This window comes from Kitasatospora sp. NPDC088783, from assembly GCF_044750705.1.
Lineage (GTDB): Bacteria > Actinomycetota > Actinomycetes > Streptomycetales > Streptomycetaceae > Kitasatospora > Kitasatospora fiedleri.
The window spans coordinates 544,817-559,386 of record NZ_JBIVKJ010000002.1 but is presented as its reverse complement, the minus strand read 5'-3'; the positions used below and the strand labels follow the sequence as shown (position 1 = coordinate 559,386).

At 74.9% G+C, this 14,570-nt stretch carries 12 protein-coding genes; 4 read left to right on the top strand and 8 right to left on the bottom strand.

The window, feature by feature from the left end:
- Window positions 1-21: 21 nt before the first annotated feature.
- From ACIP60_RS06900 to ACIP60_RS06890, 3 genes are all read right to left on the bottom strand, one after another.
- On the bottom strand, window positions 22-792 hold the full coding sequence (locus ACIP60_RS06900; RefSeq protein ID WP_400680826.1) for a 3-oxoacyl-ACP reductase: 771 nt from the start codon (window positions 790-792) through the stop codon (window positions 22-24).
- Window positions 789-2,174, bottom strand: a complete 1,386-nt coding sequence (locus tag ACIP60_RS06895; RefSeq protein ID WP_400680824.1) for an aldehyde dehydrogenase family protein — start codon at window positions 2,172-2,174, stop codon at window positions 789-791. Before ACIP60_RS06895 ends, ACIP60_RS06900 begins: the two co-directional genes overlap by 4 nt.
- 64 nt (window positions 2,175-2,238) lie before the next feature.
- Entirely contained in the window at window positions 2,239-3,597 is a 1,359-nt protein-coding gene (locus tag ACIP60_RS06890) for a glutamine synthetase family protein (protein WP_100834603.1), read from the bottom strand.
- Between the two features lie 290 nt (window positions 3,598-3,887).
- Here ACIP60_RS06890 and ACIP60_RS06885 point away from each other — a divergent pair, with 290 nt between their 5' ends.
- Together ACIP60_RS06885 and ACIP60_RS06880 are read left to right on the top strand one after the other, a co-directional pair.
- Window positions 3,888-4,820, top strand: coding sequence for a GNAT family N-acetyltransferase (locus tag ACIP60_RS06885; protein ID WP_400680822.1), 933 nt, complete (start codon window positions 3,888-3,890; stop codon window positions 4,818-4,820).
- 370 nt (window positions 4,821-5,190) lie between these two features.
- Window positions 5,191-5,532 (top strand): DUF2087 domain-containing protein, encoded by a 342-nt coding sequence (locus tag ACIP60_RS06880; protein ID WP_400680820.1) that lies wholly within the window; start codon window positions 5,191-5,193, stop codon window positions 5,530-5,532.
- On the opposite strand, the gene ACIP60_RS06875 is transcribed toward ACIP60_RS06880, so the two are convergent.
- Window positions 5,514-6,686: a serine hydrolase domain-containing protein gene (locus tag ACIP60_RS06875; protein WP_400680819.1), complete on the bottom strand. Its 1,173-nt coding sequence runs from the start codon at window positions 6,684-6,686 to the stop codon at window positions 5,514-5,516. The two genes, ACIP60_RS06880 and ACIP60_RS06875, sit on opposite strands and share 19 nt — an antisense overlap.
- A gap of 292 nt (window positions 6,687-6,978) precedes the next feature.
- Here ACIP60_RS06875 and ACIP60_RS06870 point away from each other — a divergent pair, with 292 nt between their 5' ends.
- Window positions 6,979-7,539 carry a dihydrofolate reductase family protein gene (locus tag ACIP60_RS06870; protein ID WP_400680817.1) on the top strand — a complete coding sequence of 187 codons (561 nt, stop codon included), beginning with the start codon at window positions 6,979-6,981 and terminating at the stop codon, window positions 7,537-7,539.
- 89 nt (window positions 7,540-7,628) lie between these two features.
- Here the strand turns inward: ACIP60_RS06870 and ACIP60_RS06865 are convergent, their stop codons facing one another.
- Window positions 7,629-8,678, bottom strand: coding sequence for a DUF6777 domain-containing protein (locus ACIP60_RS06865; protein WP_400680816.1), 1,050 nt, complete (start codon window positions 8,676-8,678; stop codon window positions 7,629-7,631).
- A gap of 1,028 nt (window positions 8,679-9,706) precedes the next feature.
- Between ACIP60_RS06865 and ACIP60_RS06860 the strand changes: the two genes are divergently transcribed.
- Entirely contained in the window at window positions 9,707-10,951 is a 1,245-nt protein-coding gene (locus ACIP60_RS06860) for a streptophobe family protein (RefSeq protein WP_400680815.1), read from the top strand.
- A 53-nt stretch (window positions 10,952-11,004) separates the two neighbouring features.
- Here ACIP60_RS06860 and ACIP60_RS06855 read toward each other — a convergent pair whose 3' ends face one another.
- The 3 genes from ACIP60_RS06855 to ACIP60_RS06845 form a co-directional block, all read right to left on the bottom strand.
- Window positions 11,005-12,858, bottom strand: coding sequence for a M1 family aminopeptidase (locus ACIP60_RS06855; RefSeq protein ID WP_400680813.1), 1,854 nt, complete (start codon window positions 12,856-12,858; stop codon window positions 11,005-11,007).
- 122 nt (window positions 12,859-12,980) lie between these two features.
- Entirely contained in the window at window positions 12,981-14,063 is a 1,083-nt protein-coding gene (locus ACIP60_RS06850) for a serine/threonine-protein kinase (protein WP_400680812.1), read from the bottom strand.
- A 4-nt stretch (window positions 14,064-14,067) separates the two neighbouring features.
- Complete coding sequence (locus tag ACIP60_RS06845; protein WP_400680811.1) at window positions 14,068-14,568, bottom strand: hypothetical protein; 501 nt, start codon at window positions 14,566-14,568, stop codon at window positions 14,068-14,070.
- Window positions 14,569-14,570: the final 2 nt, after the last annotated feature.

The window sequence follows — 14,570 nt, the reverse complement described above, 5'->3', positions numbered from 1 at the left end:
CGTGCTGCCGCCGCCGGGCCGCTACGGGAGCGGGGTGACGTACGCGCCGGAGATGCCGCCGTCCACCAGGAAGGTGCTGGCGGTCATGAAGGAGGAGTCGTCGCTGGCCAGGAAGGCCACCGCGGCGGCGATCTCCTCGGGTTCGGCGAACCGGCCGAGCGGGATGTGCACCAGCCGGCGGGCGGCGCGCTCCGGGTCCTTGGCGAACAGCTCCCGCAGCAGCGGGGTGTTGACCGGGCCGGGGCACAGCGCGTTGACCCGGATGCCCTCGCGGGCGAACTCCACGCCCAGCTCGCGGCTCATCGCCAGCACGCCGCCCTTGGAGGCGCTGTAGGAGATCTGCGAGGTGGCGGCGCCCATCACCGCCACGAAGGACGCGGTGTTGATGATCGAGCCCCTGCCCTGCCGCCGCATGTGGCCGATCGCGTACTTGCAGCACAGGTACACCGAGGTCAGGTTGACGTCCTGGACGCGCTTCCACGCGTCGAGGCCGGTGACCAGGATGGAGTCGTCGTCCGGCGGGGAGATGCCCGCGTTGTTGAACGCCACGTCCAGGCTGCCGTAGTGCTCGACGGCGGTGTCGAACAGGACGCGCACCTGCTCCTCGTCGGTCACGTCGGTGCGCACGAACAGGCCGCCGGCCTCGTTGGCGGCCTTGGCGCCGCTCTCCTCGTCGATGTCGGCGCACACCACCTTCGCCCCCTCGGCGGCGAAGCGGCGCACCGTGGCCAGGCCGATGCCGCTGCCCGCGCCGGTGACGACCGCCACCCGGCCGTCAAGTCGCTTGCTCATGTCGCTCGTTCCTCCGTGGCGATGAAGACGTTCTTGGTCTCGGTGAAGGCGTGCAGGGCGTCCGGTCCGAGCTCGCGGCCCAGGCCGGACTGCTTGTAGCCGCCGAACGGCGTCCAGTAGCGCACCGAGGAGTGCGAGTTGACGGACAGGTTGCCCGCCTCCACGGCCCGGGCGACGCGCAGTGCCCGGCCCACGTCGCGCGTCCAGATCGACCCGGACAGGCCGTACTCGGTGGCGTTGGCGATCCGCACCGCGTCGCTCTCGCCGCGGAACGGGACCACGGCGGCGACCGGGCCGAACACCTCCTCGGTGAACGCCCGGTGGTCGGGCGCGATCGGCGCCAGCACCGTCGGCGGGTACCAGAAGCCGGGCCCCTCGGGCGCGCTGCCGCGGAACGCCACCTCGGTGTCGCCGTCCACGTAGGAGGCGACCCGCCGCCGGTGCGCGGCCGAGATCAGCGGCCCCATCTCGGTCTTCTCGTCCGCCGGGTCGCCGACCCGGACGCCCCGGACGGCGCGCTCCAGGCGCTCCATGAACTCCTCGTACACGCTCGCCTCGACCAGGATCCGGGAGCGCGCGCAGCAGTCCTGCCCGGCGTTGTCGAAGACGGCGTAGGGGGCGGTGGCGGCGGCCCTGTCCAGGTCGGCGTCGGCGAAGACGATGTTGGCGCTCTTGCCGCCGAGTTCGAGCGTGACGGGCTTGACCTGGGCGGCGCAGCCCGCCAGCACGGACCTTCCGACGGCGGTGGAGCCGGTGAACACCACCTTGCGGACGTCCGGGTGGGTGACGAAGCGCTGCCCGACCACCGGGCCGCGGCCGGGCAGCACCTGGAGCACGCCCTCGGGCAGGCCCGCGCGCAGGGCGAGTTCGGCCAGGCGCAGCGCGGTGAGCGGGGTGGGTTCGGCGGGTTTGACGATGACGGTGTTGCCTGCGGCCAGCGCGGGGGCCAGCGCCCAGGCGGCGATCGGCAGCGGGAAGTTCCACGGGACGATCACGCCGACCACGCCGAGCGGCTCGTGGAAGGTGACGTCGAGGCCGCCGGCGACCGGGATCTGCCGGCCGAACAGCCGCTCGGGGGCGCCCGCGTAGTACTCGATGACGTCGCGCGCGTTGCCCGCCTCCCAGCGGGCGTTGCCGATGGTGTGGCCGGCGTTGGCGACCTCCAGGGCGGCCAGTTGCTCGCGGTCGGCGTCCACCTCGGCGGCGAAGCGGCGCAGCAGCCGGGCCCGGTCGCCCGGCGCCACGTTCCGCCAGCTCTCGAACGCCGCCCGGGCGCGGGCGACCGCGGCGTCGACGGCGGCCGGGCCGGCCAGTTCGACGGTGGCGATCACCTCCTCGGTGGCGGGGTTGACCACCTGGTACGGCTCGGACTCCTCGGTCACCTGCTCCTCCTCCTCGCTCCGCTCTCGCTCTCGTGCTCGCGCCCGTACTCGTGCCGCCGCCGCTTCACAACCGCTCGAAGCCGCGGCGGCGCTCCCAGTCGGTCACCGCGGCGTCGTACGCGGCGAGCTCGACCCGCCCGGCGTGGGCGTAGTGCCGGACCACGTCCTTGCCGAACGCCTCGGTGGCGGCCTCGCTGCGCTCGAACCGGTCGATCGCCTCGCGCAGCGTCCCGGGCACCCTGGGCGCGTCGGAGGCGTACGCGTTGCCGGTGAACTCGGCCTCCAGCGGCAGCTGGTGCTCCACCCCGTGCAGCCCGGCGGCGATCAGCGCGGCCACCGCCAGGTAGGGGTTGACGTCGCCGCCGGGCACCCGGTTCTCGAACCGCAGCGAGGACCCGTGCCCGACCACCCGAAGCGCGCAGGTCCGGTTGTCGCGGCCCCAGGCGATCGCGGTGGGGGCGAAGCTGCCCGGCACGTAGCGCTTGTAGGAGTTGACGGTCGGGGCGAGCAGCAGCGCGAAGCCGTCGAGGCAGGCGAGCTGCCCGGCCAGGAAGTGCTCCATCGTCCGGGAGAAGCCGTGCGCGCCCTCGCCGGGGAACACCGGGTGACCACGCTCGTCGCGCAGGCTCAGGTGCACGTGGCAGGAGTTGCCCTCGCGCTGGTCGTACTTGGCCATGAAGGTGAGGCTGACGCCCTCCTGGGCGGCGATCTCCTTCGCGCCGGTCTTGTAGACGGCGTGGTCGTCGCAGGTGGTCAGCGCGTCGGCGTAGTGGAAGGCGATCTCGTGCTGCCCGAGGTTGCACTCGCCCTTCGCGGACTCCACCGTCAGCCCGGCCCCGGTCATGCCGGTGCGCAGGCGGCGCAGCAGCGGTTCGATCCGGGCGGTGCCGAGGATCGAGTAGTCGACGTTGTACTGGTTGACGGGCGTGAGGTCCTGGTAGTGCTTCTCCCAGGCCCGCTCGTAGCTGTCCCGGAACACCAGGAACTCCAGCTCGGTGCCCACGTACGCGCCCCAGCCGTAGCCGGCCAGCCGCTCCAGTTGGCGGCGTAGCACCTGGCGGGGCGAGACCGCGACCGGGGTGCCGTCGTGGTGGGCGAGGTCGCACTGGACCATCGCGGTGGCCGGGTGCCAGGGCACCATCCGCAGGGTGGCCGGGTCGGGGGCGAAGACCAGGTCTCCGTAGCCGCTCTCCCAGGAGGAGACGGTGTAGCCGTCGACGGTGTTCATCTCCACGTCCACCGCCAGCAGGTAGCCGCAGCCCTCGGCGCCACCGGCCAACACCTCGGCGAGGAAGTACCCGGCATCCAGGCGTTTTCCCTGTAGCCGGCCCTGCATGTCGGTGACGGCCAGCACGACCGTCTCCACCTCGCCCGCGGCCACCAGCTCCCGCAGCCGCTCCACCGTGAGCCGTCCCTCGACCATCCGCCCACCACCTCCGCCACCCGGCCCGCCGCACGCGAACCGGTCCGCCACGACGACGATGATCCCGCTCCGGACCCGAGCGCACCAGGGGCCGCGCGGGTGCCACCGAAGCCTGATGAACCGTCAGAAAATCATCTGCACACATGAACTGATTGATCATCAGCCTTTCCCTCCCCTGTCTCCGCTCCACCGCCCGGCGCGCTCGGACCGAAATGCGATTGCCCCCGACGGCCGGACCTGCTTCGGTGACGCCTGCCCGCCCGTCCCGCCCTCCTTGGAGCCCACGACCCGTGACCTTCCGCCTGACCGCCCTCGCCGATCCCGCCACCGGCCCGTCCTCGCGCCGCCTCGCCTGGCTGGCCTCCGCCCCGGACGGCACCCCGCTCGGCAGCGCCTTCCTACGGCTGTTCGACTCCCCCGGACAGGCCCACCTCTGCGAACTCGCCCTGGACGTCCACCCCGCCGAGCGGCGGCGCGGTGCCGGCTCGGCACTGCTCGAAGCCGCGGCGACCACGGCCCGGGAGGAGGGCTGCCGCACCCTGCTCGCCCAGGCCGTCGAGGGCTCCCCGGGCGACGCGTTCCTCTCCGCCCGGGGCTTCGAACGGGCGCTCGTCCTCGAGTACGCCCGGCTGGACCTGACCCCGGCCGACACCGGCACCGGCACCGGCACCGCAGCCGACACCGGCACCGCAACCGACGCCACCGAGGCCGGTGGAGTGGCGGGACCCGAACTCCCGCCCGGGTACCGGCTGGTGTCCTGGCTCGGCAGCTGCCCCGCGGAGTGGCTGCCCGCTTTCACCCGGGCCCGCACCGCCATGGACGACATGCCGATGGGCGACACCGACTTCGGCGTGGTCGCGTGGGACGAGGCCCGGGTGCTGGCCGCGGCGCGGGCCGTCGCCGACCGGGGCGAACTGCTGCACACCGCCGCCGTGCTGGAGACCACCACCGGCGACCTGGTCGGGTTCAGCGAGCTGGTGCTGCCCGCCGACCGGTCCGGCGACGGCCAGCACTACGGCACCGCCGTCCAGCCCGCCCACCGCAGGCGCGGCCTGGCCCGGGCGATGAAGGCGGAGGCGATCCGCTGGACGCGGGCCGAACACCCCGGGATCACCGGCCTGCGCACCGACACCGCCGACCACAACACCGGCATGCTGGCGGTCAACCGCGCCCTGGGCTACCGCAGCACCCACCGCTCCATCGAGTTCCGCCTCCCGCTGTGATCCGGCACCGGCCGGCGCCTGGACGCCTCCGCTCAAGACCCGTGCTCCACCGCCCGGCCGCGCCGCGTCATCCGACGGCCGATCGGTGTCCGGGTGCTCCACGGGCTGGTCGGCCCGACCGTGCCGGCGCACCTGCCGGCGCGGACCGCCCTCGACCGGTCTCGCCCGATCCGGCCGCGTGCCCCAGCGGAGGCAGCGGAGCAGCAGTGCCCGCACCAGCACCGCCCACCGGGCCCGGCCCGTCGCCGTGTTCCGCACACCCATGCGCTCCCTCCCTCTCCCTCTTCCGGGGGTGCCGTACCGGTCCTCGGGCCGGTGCCCCCTGGTAATCCGTTTGTCTCCCGGCAACCGCGCTGCGAGGCTGCCTGTCATGTCCGTTCATGAACCACCGGCCGACCTCGCCGCGTTCTTCACCGACGGCCGGCTGGTCTCGGTCCCGCGCCGACCGGCCCGCCGCGCCGCCCTGCTCGAACACGTGGTGCGCACCCTCTTCGACCCCGAGCGCCCGTACCGCGAGCAGGAGGTCAACGAGGCGCTGCTCACCGTCCACCCCGACACCGCCATGCTGCGGCGCTACCTGATCGAGGCCCGGCTGCTGACCCGCACCCGGGACGGGTCGAGCTACCGGCGGGCCGTCACCGCCGACCACGACGCCCCGACCGGACCGGCCGCCCCGAGCGGGCCGGTGGACGCTCAGCCGCCCGCCGCGTAGCTCCAGAACTCGCGCATCAGCGGCGGCGCGGTGGGCCCCGTCATCTCCCGCTGGGTGAGCAGCACCGTCACCAGGCCCGTCCGCCGCACCAGGTGGGCGGCGGTGCCGGTGCCGCCGACCCAGCCGTAGCGGCCCGGGGTGTTCCACGGCTCGCGGCGGACCACGTCCACCGAGCCGCCGTAGCCCCAGCCCTGCCCTTCCAGGAACAGCTCGCTGTCGACCCGTTGGCGCTCCGTCAGGTGGTTGGTGGTCATCAGCCGGACCGCGCCCAGCGAGAGCACCCGCCGCCCGTCCTCGGCGCGGCCGCCGGCGCGCAGCATCCGCAGGAACGTGAACAGGTCGTCGAGCGTGGACACCAGGCCGCCGGCCCCGGACGGGAACGGGGGCGGGGTGCTCCACTGGCCGTCCGGTGGGTCCGCCACCTCCAGGGTGCCGTCCGGACCCGGGCGGTACAGCGGGGTCAGCCGGCCGGGTGGCGCGTGGAAGGCCGTGTCGGGCATGCCCAGCGGCTCGAACAGCCGCTCCGTCAGCACCTGGTCGAGCGGTTGTCGGGCCGCCCGGGCGATCAGGACGCCCTGGATGTCGGAGCAGGTGTTGTACAACCATGCCTCGCCCGGCTGGTGGAGCATCGGGATGCCCGCCAGGGCGGCCGTCCACTCCTCGGGTGGGGCCACCTGCTGCGGCTGTGGCGGACCCTGCGCCAGCTCCGCGAACAGCGGGGCCAGCGCGGGGAGGGTGAAGTCCGCCGCGAAGCCGTAGCCGGCCCGCGACTCCATGACGTCCCGCACCGTGACGGGCCGGTGCGCCGGGACGGTGTCCGTCACCGGGGCGTGTGGCGTCCGCACCACGCGCGGGTCTGCCAGCTCCGGCAGCCAGCGCTCGACCGGATCGTCCAGGGCGAGCACTCCGTCGTCGACCAGCTGGAGCAGCGCCACGGCCGTGACGGGCTTGCCGACCGAGGCGATCCGCACCGGTGTCTCCCTGGTCAACTCGCCCGCGGCGGCCGTCTCGACCCGCCCCTCGCGGGCGACCAGGGCGACCGCTCCCGGCACCGTCCCGTCCGCGACCCGGCGATCCAGCAGCGCCTGCAGGCCGCCCGCACCGCGCGGCTCGTCCGTCGTGCGCGTCCCGTTCGTCCCGTTCGTCTCACGCATCGTGTTCCCCTTTCGACGCCGGTGCCCGATCCGCACCGTCCGTACCGTTCGCACCTTCTGTCTCCTGCTGTAGGAAGTGTGCCCCGGCCCCCGAGCCGATCCACCGAACGATCGGCTGGCCTTGGCGCGCCGATCGGTTGACACCCCATCAGCCGATCGGTTGACCCGGCCGTCGACCGCCGGTTGGTTTTCCGCCGCACGGGCGCGTCGGGCCGCCGGAACCCGCCGTCCGGGTGCCGGACGCGGGTAACGTGGCCCGCACCCCTGACCGCCGCAGGTGCCGGAGGTGCCGGTGTCCGACCTCGTGCTGATGATGTCCGTGTCCGTCGACGGCTACTTCTCCGGCCCCGACGGCGATCTCGGCTGGCAGCTCGTCGACGACGAGCTGCACGAGCACTTCAACCGCCGGCTGGCGGCGATGAGCGGCTTCCTCGACGGCCGCGTCACGTACCAGCTGATGGCGGAGTACTGGCCCACCGCCGACCAGGACCCGACCAGCACCCCGCCGGTGGCCGAGTTCGCCCGGATCTGGCGGGAGATGCCGAAGACGGTCTTCTCCCGCACCCTCGACCACGCCGGCTGGAACACCACGATCGCCCGCAGCGTCGATCCGGAGGCCGTCACCGCCCTGAAGTCCTCCGCCGCCTCCGACCTGGCCGTCGGCGGCGCCGTCCTCGCCGCCGAACTCCGTCGGTTGGACCTGATCGACGAGTACAGCCTCTACGTCCACCCGGTGGTGCTGGGCCGGGGCCGCCCGCTGTTCCCGCCCTCCGACACCCGCACCGACCTGGTGCTCGCCGAGACGCACACCTTCGGCAGCGGGGTCACGCTGCTCCGCTACCTGCGCCGCTGACCGCAGACCACCCACCACCCACCGCCACGGCCCACCGCCCACCTGCCGGGAGCCGGAAGGAGGAGCCCCGACCCACCAGCAGGCCACCGTTACGGCGTGCCCGAGCCGGCCGGCTTCGACGCCCCTTCGGACGCCCCGCCGGAAGCCGGTCCGGAGGACGCGCCACCGCCCGGCGAACCCGGCGAGCCCGGTGACCCCGGTGCACCGGACGGCCCGGAGGAGCCGGGCTGCCCGGGCGCGCCCGAATCGCCGGAGGACGGCGCGGACGGTGCGGACGACGCGCCGGACGAGGGTGCCGAGGAGCCGCCGGACGGCGTCCCCGTCCCGGAGCTCCCGCCGGAGGACCCGGAACCGGAGGCGCCGGGCGAGGCCGACCCGTCGGTCCCGCCCGTCCCGCCCACGGGACGGTCGAACTGACGGCCCGTCGCCTGGTCCACCAGCACGATCCGGTTCACCGGCGCCGCGGCGGGCCGCACCGTCACCACCCCGTCCGGGTGGAACGAGGACCAGGCCGTCCCGGTGTACGCGCCGCCGCTGCCGCTCGGCGGCGTCAGCGGGTTGCCGCAGGCGCAACGCACCCGCGGCACGCCCTGGTTGTCGACCAGCACGGCCGTCCCGGACTGCAGGACGGCCTGGTACGGGGTGGCCTGCCCGCTCTGGTAACCGTGGTTGGTGACCCGGGTGTCCTGGCGCAGCACCACGGGGGTCAGGCCGTTCAGGTAGCCGTCGATCTGCGAGGTGTCGATGCCCTCGACCCCGGCCCAGGCCCGGGCCTTGTCGGTGTTGGCGGCCAGGTACCCGGAGAGTTTCGGCACGTCGCAGCTGGCCACTTCCCTGCTCCCGCCGTACAGGCCGGGCTGCCCGCCGTCCACGGCACCGCCGGACGCGGCCGGGCTGCCGGACGCGCTCGACCCGCCGGACGCGGTCGGGCTGCCGGCCGTGGACGGGGCGGAGCCGCTGGGCGAGGCCGAGTCGGGCGCGCCGCCGTTGGCGACCGAGTCGGTGAACGGTTCCTGCCCGGCCGCGGCCACCGGTTGCATCTCGACGGCCTGGGCCGTGCCGCCCCCGCCCGAGCCGCCGGTGGCGACCACGCCGAGCGCGACGCCCAGCCCGACGACGAGGACCGCGCCCGCGAGCACCGGCCCCTTCCGCCACCACGGCTTCCCGCCGCCACCCGCACCGCCCCCGGCCGTCGGCCGACCCCCGCTCGGCGGCCCGCTCCCGCCCCCCGACGCCCCGCTCCCCTCGCTCGGCGGCACCCCGCCCGCTGAAGCACCCGACGCAGCGCCCGAGGGCCGCGCCCCGCCCGCCGACAGCGGCCCGGACGGCGGCCCCACCGGACCACCCCCGCTCCCGCTCCCGCTCCCAGAGGGGAAGGACGACGCAGCCCCCACCGCGTCCCCGGCAGCGCTCCCGCCGTCACCCCCGGCCGACGGCCGCACGACCTCCGTGGGCTGCGGTTCCGCAACTGCCGGGCCGTCGCCGCCCGCCCGCTCCACCAGTTCGGTCGGCACCCCCTCCGCACCCCCGGCGCCCCCGGCGTCCGTCCCCGGCCGGACCACCTCCGTGGGAGGCCCCGCCGGCCCGGAGGCTCCGGAGACACCTGGCGGCGCGACAGGCACGACCGGCTCGGCCGTCCCGCCCGCCACCTCGCCGCCCGCCACCTCGCCACCCGCCACCTCGGTGGGGCGGTGCGGCGGCGGAGCCTGGGCACCTTCGTTCTCGTGGTCCGGCCCTGCGGGTTCCCCGGATTCCCCGGGCTGCCGGGGTGTCGGCTGCTCACTCACGGGACTTCCTCCCGGTCGGACTCCCCCGAGTCCAGCTGCGCACCCACCATTGTCCGCCCGCTCCCCCGCCCCCGCTCCCCCGGCTCCGGCCGCGCCCCGCCACGCCCCGCCCCGCCCACCGCACGCCACCGCGCCCCGCCACGCCCCGCCCCGCCCCGCCCCGCCCCGCACGCGGCAACTCGCCACCCGCCGCGCCCTGTCGGAAGCTGGAGGGACCGGCCGCTCCGGGCCGGTGCCCGGGGGGCTCGCTCGAAGGGCCGGTGAGACGTGTGACTGGTGCCGCCACTCCCGCGGACCCCCGCACCCCCTCGTCCCCTCCTCCGCCCCCACCCCCACCGCCTTCCTCGCCGTCCGACCGGTTCGCCGCGCCCTGGTGGTCCGTGCCGCTCTCCGCGCTGGTCACGGTGGTCGGCGCGCTCGCGGCGATGGCGGCGGTAGCCGCGCTCGGCCTCTGGCTGGCGGGCGCGGAGGACCTGCCGGGCGGCGGTTTCGGTCCGGTGCTGGCCGCGACGCTGCTGACGGCGCTGGGCGCACCGGCGCAGTTGGACGGCGGCGCGGCCTTCGTGGCGACCGCGCAGGGCGGGATCACCGCGATGCCGCTGTCGGTGACGCTGGTGGGCGCGCTGGTGGCGGCGTACCTGTTCCTGCGGCCGATGCGCCGCCACGCGGTGGTGGGCGGGCGGCTGCTGCTGGCCCGGGTGCTGGCGCTGGCGGCCGGCTGGACGGTGGCGGTGCTGCTGCTGTCCGCGGCGGCGCGGCACTCCTTCACGGTGTCGACCGGCGATCCGCTGATCGACGAGCTGGGCGGGGCGTTCGGTGCGGCGCCGACGGTGGGGTTCCGGGTGGACCCGGGCCCGGCGGTGGGCTTCGGCCTGCTGTGGCTGGCGGTGGTGGTGCTGCTGGCGCTGGCCGCCTCGCGGCGCGCGCCGTTGCCGACCGGCTGGGTGCGCTGGCACGGCACGCTGCGGCCGACGGTGCACGCGGTGCTGGTGCTGCTGCTGGTGTACGTGCTGCTGGGGCTGGTGGGCGGCCTGGTGGCGGTGGTGACGGGCAGTGAGCCGCGGCAGACGCTGGCGGTGGTCTGCCTGGGGCTGCCGAACCTGGCGTGGCTGGGGTTCGGGGTGGGCCTCGGCGCGTCCTGGCACGGCCACGTCACGAACAGCCTGGGCCTGCCGTTCCCGCATCCGCTGGCGGCGGTGCTGCGCTCCGGGCGGGACGTGACGCTGGACCTGGGCGCGCTGGCCGAGCAGAACGGCTGGGCCTGGCTGCTGCTGCCGCTGGCGGCGCTGCTGGTGCTGGCGGCGGGCGTGGTGGCGGCGGCCCGGGCGCGTCCGCCGCTGCCGGTGTGGCGGTCGGTGGTGCAGTCGGCCGTGGTGCTGGCGCTGGCGGTGTTGGCGGTGGGCCTGGTGACCCGGGTGTCGGCGGTGTACGGGCTGTCGCTGCTGGGCCTGGGCGGCGAGGGGCGGACGGTGCTGGAGCCGGACCTGCTGACCGCCGTCCCGATCGCCGCCGGCTGGGGCGCCCTGTCCGGCCTGCTGGGCGCGCTGGTCGTCCGTCGGCGCTTTCGCGGCGGGGCCCCGCCCGGCACCGCCGCGAAAGCTCCGGCGGGCCGGACGGAACCCTGACGCCCTGGACGCCCCTGTGCCCGCGCCCGGAACCCGGGGCCCGGTCGGGCGCGTCAGCCGTCGATGCGGTGCTGCGTCCAGAAGGACGTCAGGTCGACCGTGGTCGCGGCCTGCGCGGCGGCCTTGAACTCGGCGGTGGTGGAGATCCCGTACCAGTGCGCCGCCGCGTAGTCGTGCAGCAGTTTGGTCATCGCGGTGTCGCCGATGGTGCGGCGCAGGTCGTGCAGGGTGCACTTGCCGTAGCCGTAGACGACCGCCGAGTAGCGGGAGGAGTGGGCGTCCCAGTAGGCCATCGAGTTGCTGATCTTCTCGGCGGAGGAGGCCCAGGAGGTGCTGTTCCAGCAGTTGGTGCCGGTCTTGCCCTGGGCGAGGTCGGTGGCGTAGTCGGTGAACGCCTCGTCCAGCCAGGGGTTGTTGTACTCGTCGTCGCCGACGATGCCGTACCACCACTGGTGGCCGATCTCGTGGGTGAGCGCGGTGGTGGAGACCAGGTCGAGGACGAAGCCGGGGTACTCCATGCCGCCGAACCAGAAGTTGTTGTCGATCACCGCGTCGAGTTCGCCGTAGGGGTAGGCGCCGAACCGTCCGGCGTGCGCGTCGACGGCGGACTTGGCGGTGCTCAGCATGGACTGCGCGTCGCTGGAGCTGATGCCGCTGACCGAGTAGACGTTGACCGCGGTGCCGGCCGCCGAGCTGCCGGATGTCTTGCTGAACGGTCCGGCGGCCCAGGCGAACTCGCGGACGTTCTTCGCGGTGGCCGTGGTGACGGTCCGTCCGCTGCTGCCGGGGGTGTCGACGGAGCTGCCGGTGGCGGGGACGAGCAGGCTGCCGGGGTGGTCGAGGGTGACGGTGTAGTCGGAGGCCAGGGTGTAGAAGGACTCACCGTTGTTGGTGTAGGGGTCCAGGTGCCAGCCGCCCGCGTCGCGCACCGCGAGGACGGGCAGCGCGTTGCCGATGAAGGCGAAGGCCCCGTCGCGGCCGAACCGGTCGGCGCCGGAGGGGACGGCGATGGACAGGTCGAAGCCGAGGCTGCCGCTCTGGCCCTGGGCGAGCGGCGCGGGCAGGGTGACCTTGAGCGCGGTGCAGCTGACGCTGAGCGCGCCGGCGGTGCCGCCGGTCAGGTTGCTGACGGTGACGGGCGTGCTGGGGCAGCTGCCGTGGGCGTTGTCCCAGAGCCGCAGGTACACCTCGGTCAGCGGGGTCGCCGAGGGATTGGTGAAGCCGATGCCCTGGTGCCCGGTCCAGGTGGCGCCGCTCGCGTCGCTGCTCAGGCTGACGGTGTACCCGGTGGGGGCCGGGGTGCGGGTGGCGTCGGTGGTGGGCGGCGTGGTGGTGCCGCCGGAGACGTCGAGCGCGAAGTCGTCGAGCACGAAGCTGGTCTGCAGACTGGCGTCCTCGACGCCGCTGAAGGCGAGGCTGACGGTCTGTCCGGCGTACGCGGAGACGTCGAGCGTCTTCTTCACGTAGCCGGCGGCCGCGTCCAGGTTGGAGTAGGTGGCGAGGGTGGTGCTGCCGAGCTTCGCGGTCAGTTTGTCGTACGCCGTGGTCTTGGTGGTCTCGGCGGTGTCGACGTGCAGCCAGAAGCTCAGGGTGGCGCTGGTGCAGCCCGCGGGGAGGGTCACGGTCTGCGCGAGCGTCTCGGTGTGCGCCGAGCCGTAGCCGTTCAGCCAGGCGAAGGACGTCCCGCCGTGGGCGCTCTGCCCGCTGTCGCTGGTGATCACGCCGCTGGACGAGGTCCAGGGCGAACTTCCGGACTCGAACCCGCCGTTCACGACCACCTGGGCCGGCGTGCAGGCGGCGGCCTGCGCGACGGTGGCGGTGGCGGTCACGGTGCCGGCGGCGACGAGCACGGTGGTGCCCAGGACGGCGACGGCGCGGGTGGCGAGGGCGCGGAGTCTGTTGCTCATGGTGCTCCTCTCGGTCGCCAGGGTCTGTGGGGGCCCTGGCCGAGGGGCAGACTGCCAGCAAACACCCGACTTTGAAAGGTGCATGCCACTGATCGTTACGCCCCGGAAACGAGCGGAAACCTTCAGGGTTCGAACACCGGCCGCGCCCAGGCCGGCGGCCGCGGCGGCGGGTCCGCACCCGGGACGACCGGTGGAACGGCCGGCGGAACAGCCTCCGGGACGACCCGCGGAGCAGCCGGGCGCGCACCCCGGGGGGCCTCGCGGGACGCGGGGCGCGGGGCGCTGCGCGGGTCCGTCGCCGCCCGCAGCGCCGCGACGAACTCCAGGCAGCTCCCGTACCGCGCGCCGGGCCGCTTCGCCATCGCCCGCTCCAGCACCGCGCCCACCCCGGCGGGCAGGTCCGCGCGCCGCTCCCGGACGTCCGGCGGCGGGTCGTTGAGGTGCGCCCAGAGCAGTGCCAGGTCGTCGTCGCGCCGGTAGGGCGGGCCGCCGGTGAGCATCTCGAACACCACGCAGCCCAGGCTGTACACGTCGCACCGCCCGTCCACGGGCTTGCCGGAGATCTGCTCGGGGGCCACGTAGTCGAGGGTGCCGACGAACTGGCCGACGCTGGTCAGGCCGGTCAGCGAGAGCGACTTCTTGGTCAGGCCGAAGTCGGTCAGGTAGGCGTGCTCGGGGCGGTCGGGATCGGTGCCCTCGGCGATCAGCACGTTGCCCGGTTTGACGTCCCGGTGGACCAGGTCGTGGGCGTGCGCGGCGTCCAGCGCGCTGGCCACCTGGACGGCGATCCGCACGGTCTGGGCGGCCGTCAGCGGCCCCTGCCGGTCGAGCAGCGCGCGCAGGTCGCGGCCGCGCACGTACCGCATGGCCAGGTACAGCACCCCCTCGGCCTCGCCCGCGTCGTACACCGGGACGATGTTCGGATGGTCGAGCGAGGCGGCGACGTGCGACTCCCGGACGAAGCGCTGCCGGAAGTTCTCGTTGCGGGCCAGCTCGGGGGCCAGCAGCTTGACCGCGACGGTGCGGCCCAGCCGCAGGTCCTCGGCGCGGTAGACCACCGCCATGCCGCCCCGCCCCAGCACGTGCTCCAGCCGGTAGCCGGCCAGCGTGCGCCCGTCCAACTCGCCGGGCTCCGCGGCGGCGGTCGGCGGATCGGCCTGCGCGGCGGGCCGCCCGGAGGGTTCGGAGGACCGTTCCCCTGACATCGGGTCAGCCCCGGTCGGGCGCGCGGTCGGCCGCCGCGTAGCCCTGGAGCTGGGCGGCGTCGCAGTAGTACCAGCGGCCCCGGTCGAGGTCGAGCAGCCAGGCGTCGGAGCCGTCCAGCACCGCGCCGAGCCGCAGCTCGCGGGTGCCGTCGCGGAAGGTCTCCAGGTCGATCCGGCCGGCCGCCCAGTCGTCGACCAGCCGCCGGTAGGTGGCCAGCGAGCGTTCCAGCGCGGCGAGCAGCGGACGCGGGTCCTCGGTGGTGGCGAGCGGGCCGCCGGTCGACGGGGGGCGTTGCGGGAGGGCGACCAGCAGCCGTCCGTCGACCCACGCGGACCAGCCGTTGGAGCAGACGATCCGGGCCCAGTTGCCGTGGGCCTCGGCGAGCGCGACCGGGAGCAGCGGGTCGAGCGGCACTCCGGCGGCGGCCGGGTCGGGCGCGGTCCAGGTCGGCAGGCCGTCGGCCGGGACGACGTGGGTGGGCCGGAATCCGTCGGGCGGGCCCATGC

Bases quoted from the DNA above. Each gene is read 5' to 3' on its own strand.
- ACIP60_RS06890 (WP_100834603.1), bottom strand. From the start codon at position 3,597: ATGGTCGAGGGACGGCTCACGGTGGAGCGGCTGCGGGAGCTGGTGGCC.
- ACIP60_RS06900 (WP_400680826.1), bottom strand. From the start codon at position 792: ATGAGCAAGCGACTTGACGGCCGGGTGGCGGTCGTCACCGGCGCGGGC.
- ACIP60_RS06880 (WP_400680820.1), top strand. From the start codon at position 5,191: ATGTCCGTTCATGAACCACCGGCCGACCTCGCCGCGTTCTTCACCGAC.
- ACIP60_RS06855 (WP_400680813.1), bottom strand. From the start codon at position 12,858: ATGAGCAACAGACTCCGCGCCCTCGCCACCCGCGCCGTCGCCGTCCTG.
- ACIP60_RS06850 (WP_400680812.1), bottom strand. From the start codon at position 14,063: ATGTCAGGGGAACGGTCCTCCGAACCCTCCGGGCGGCCCGCCGCGCAG.
- ACIP60_RS06845 (WP_400680811.1), bottom strand. From the start codon at position 14,568: ATGGGCCCGCCCGACGGATTCCGGCCCACCCACGTCGTCCCGGCCGAC.
- ACIP60_RS06875 (WP_400680819.1), bottom strand. From the start codon at position 6,686: ATGCGTGAGACGAACGGGACGAACGGGACGCGCACGACGGACGAGCCG.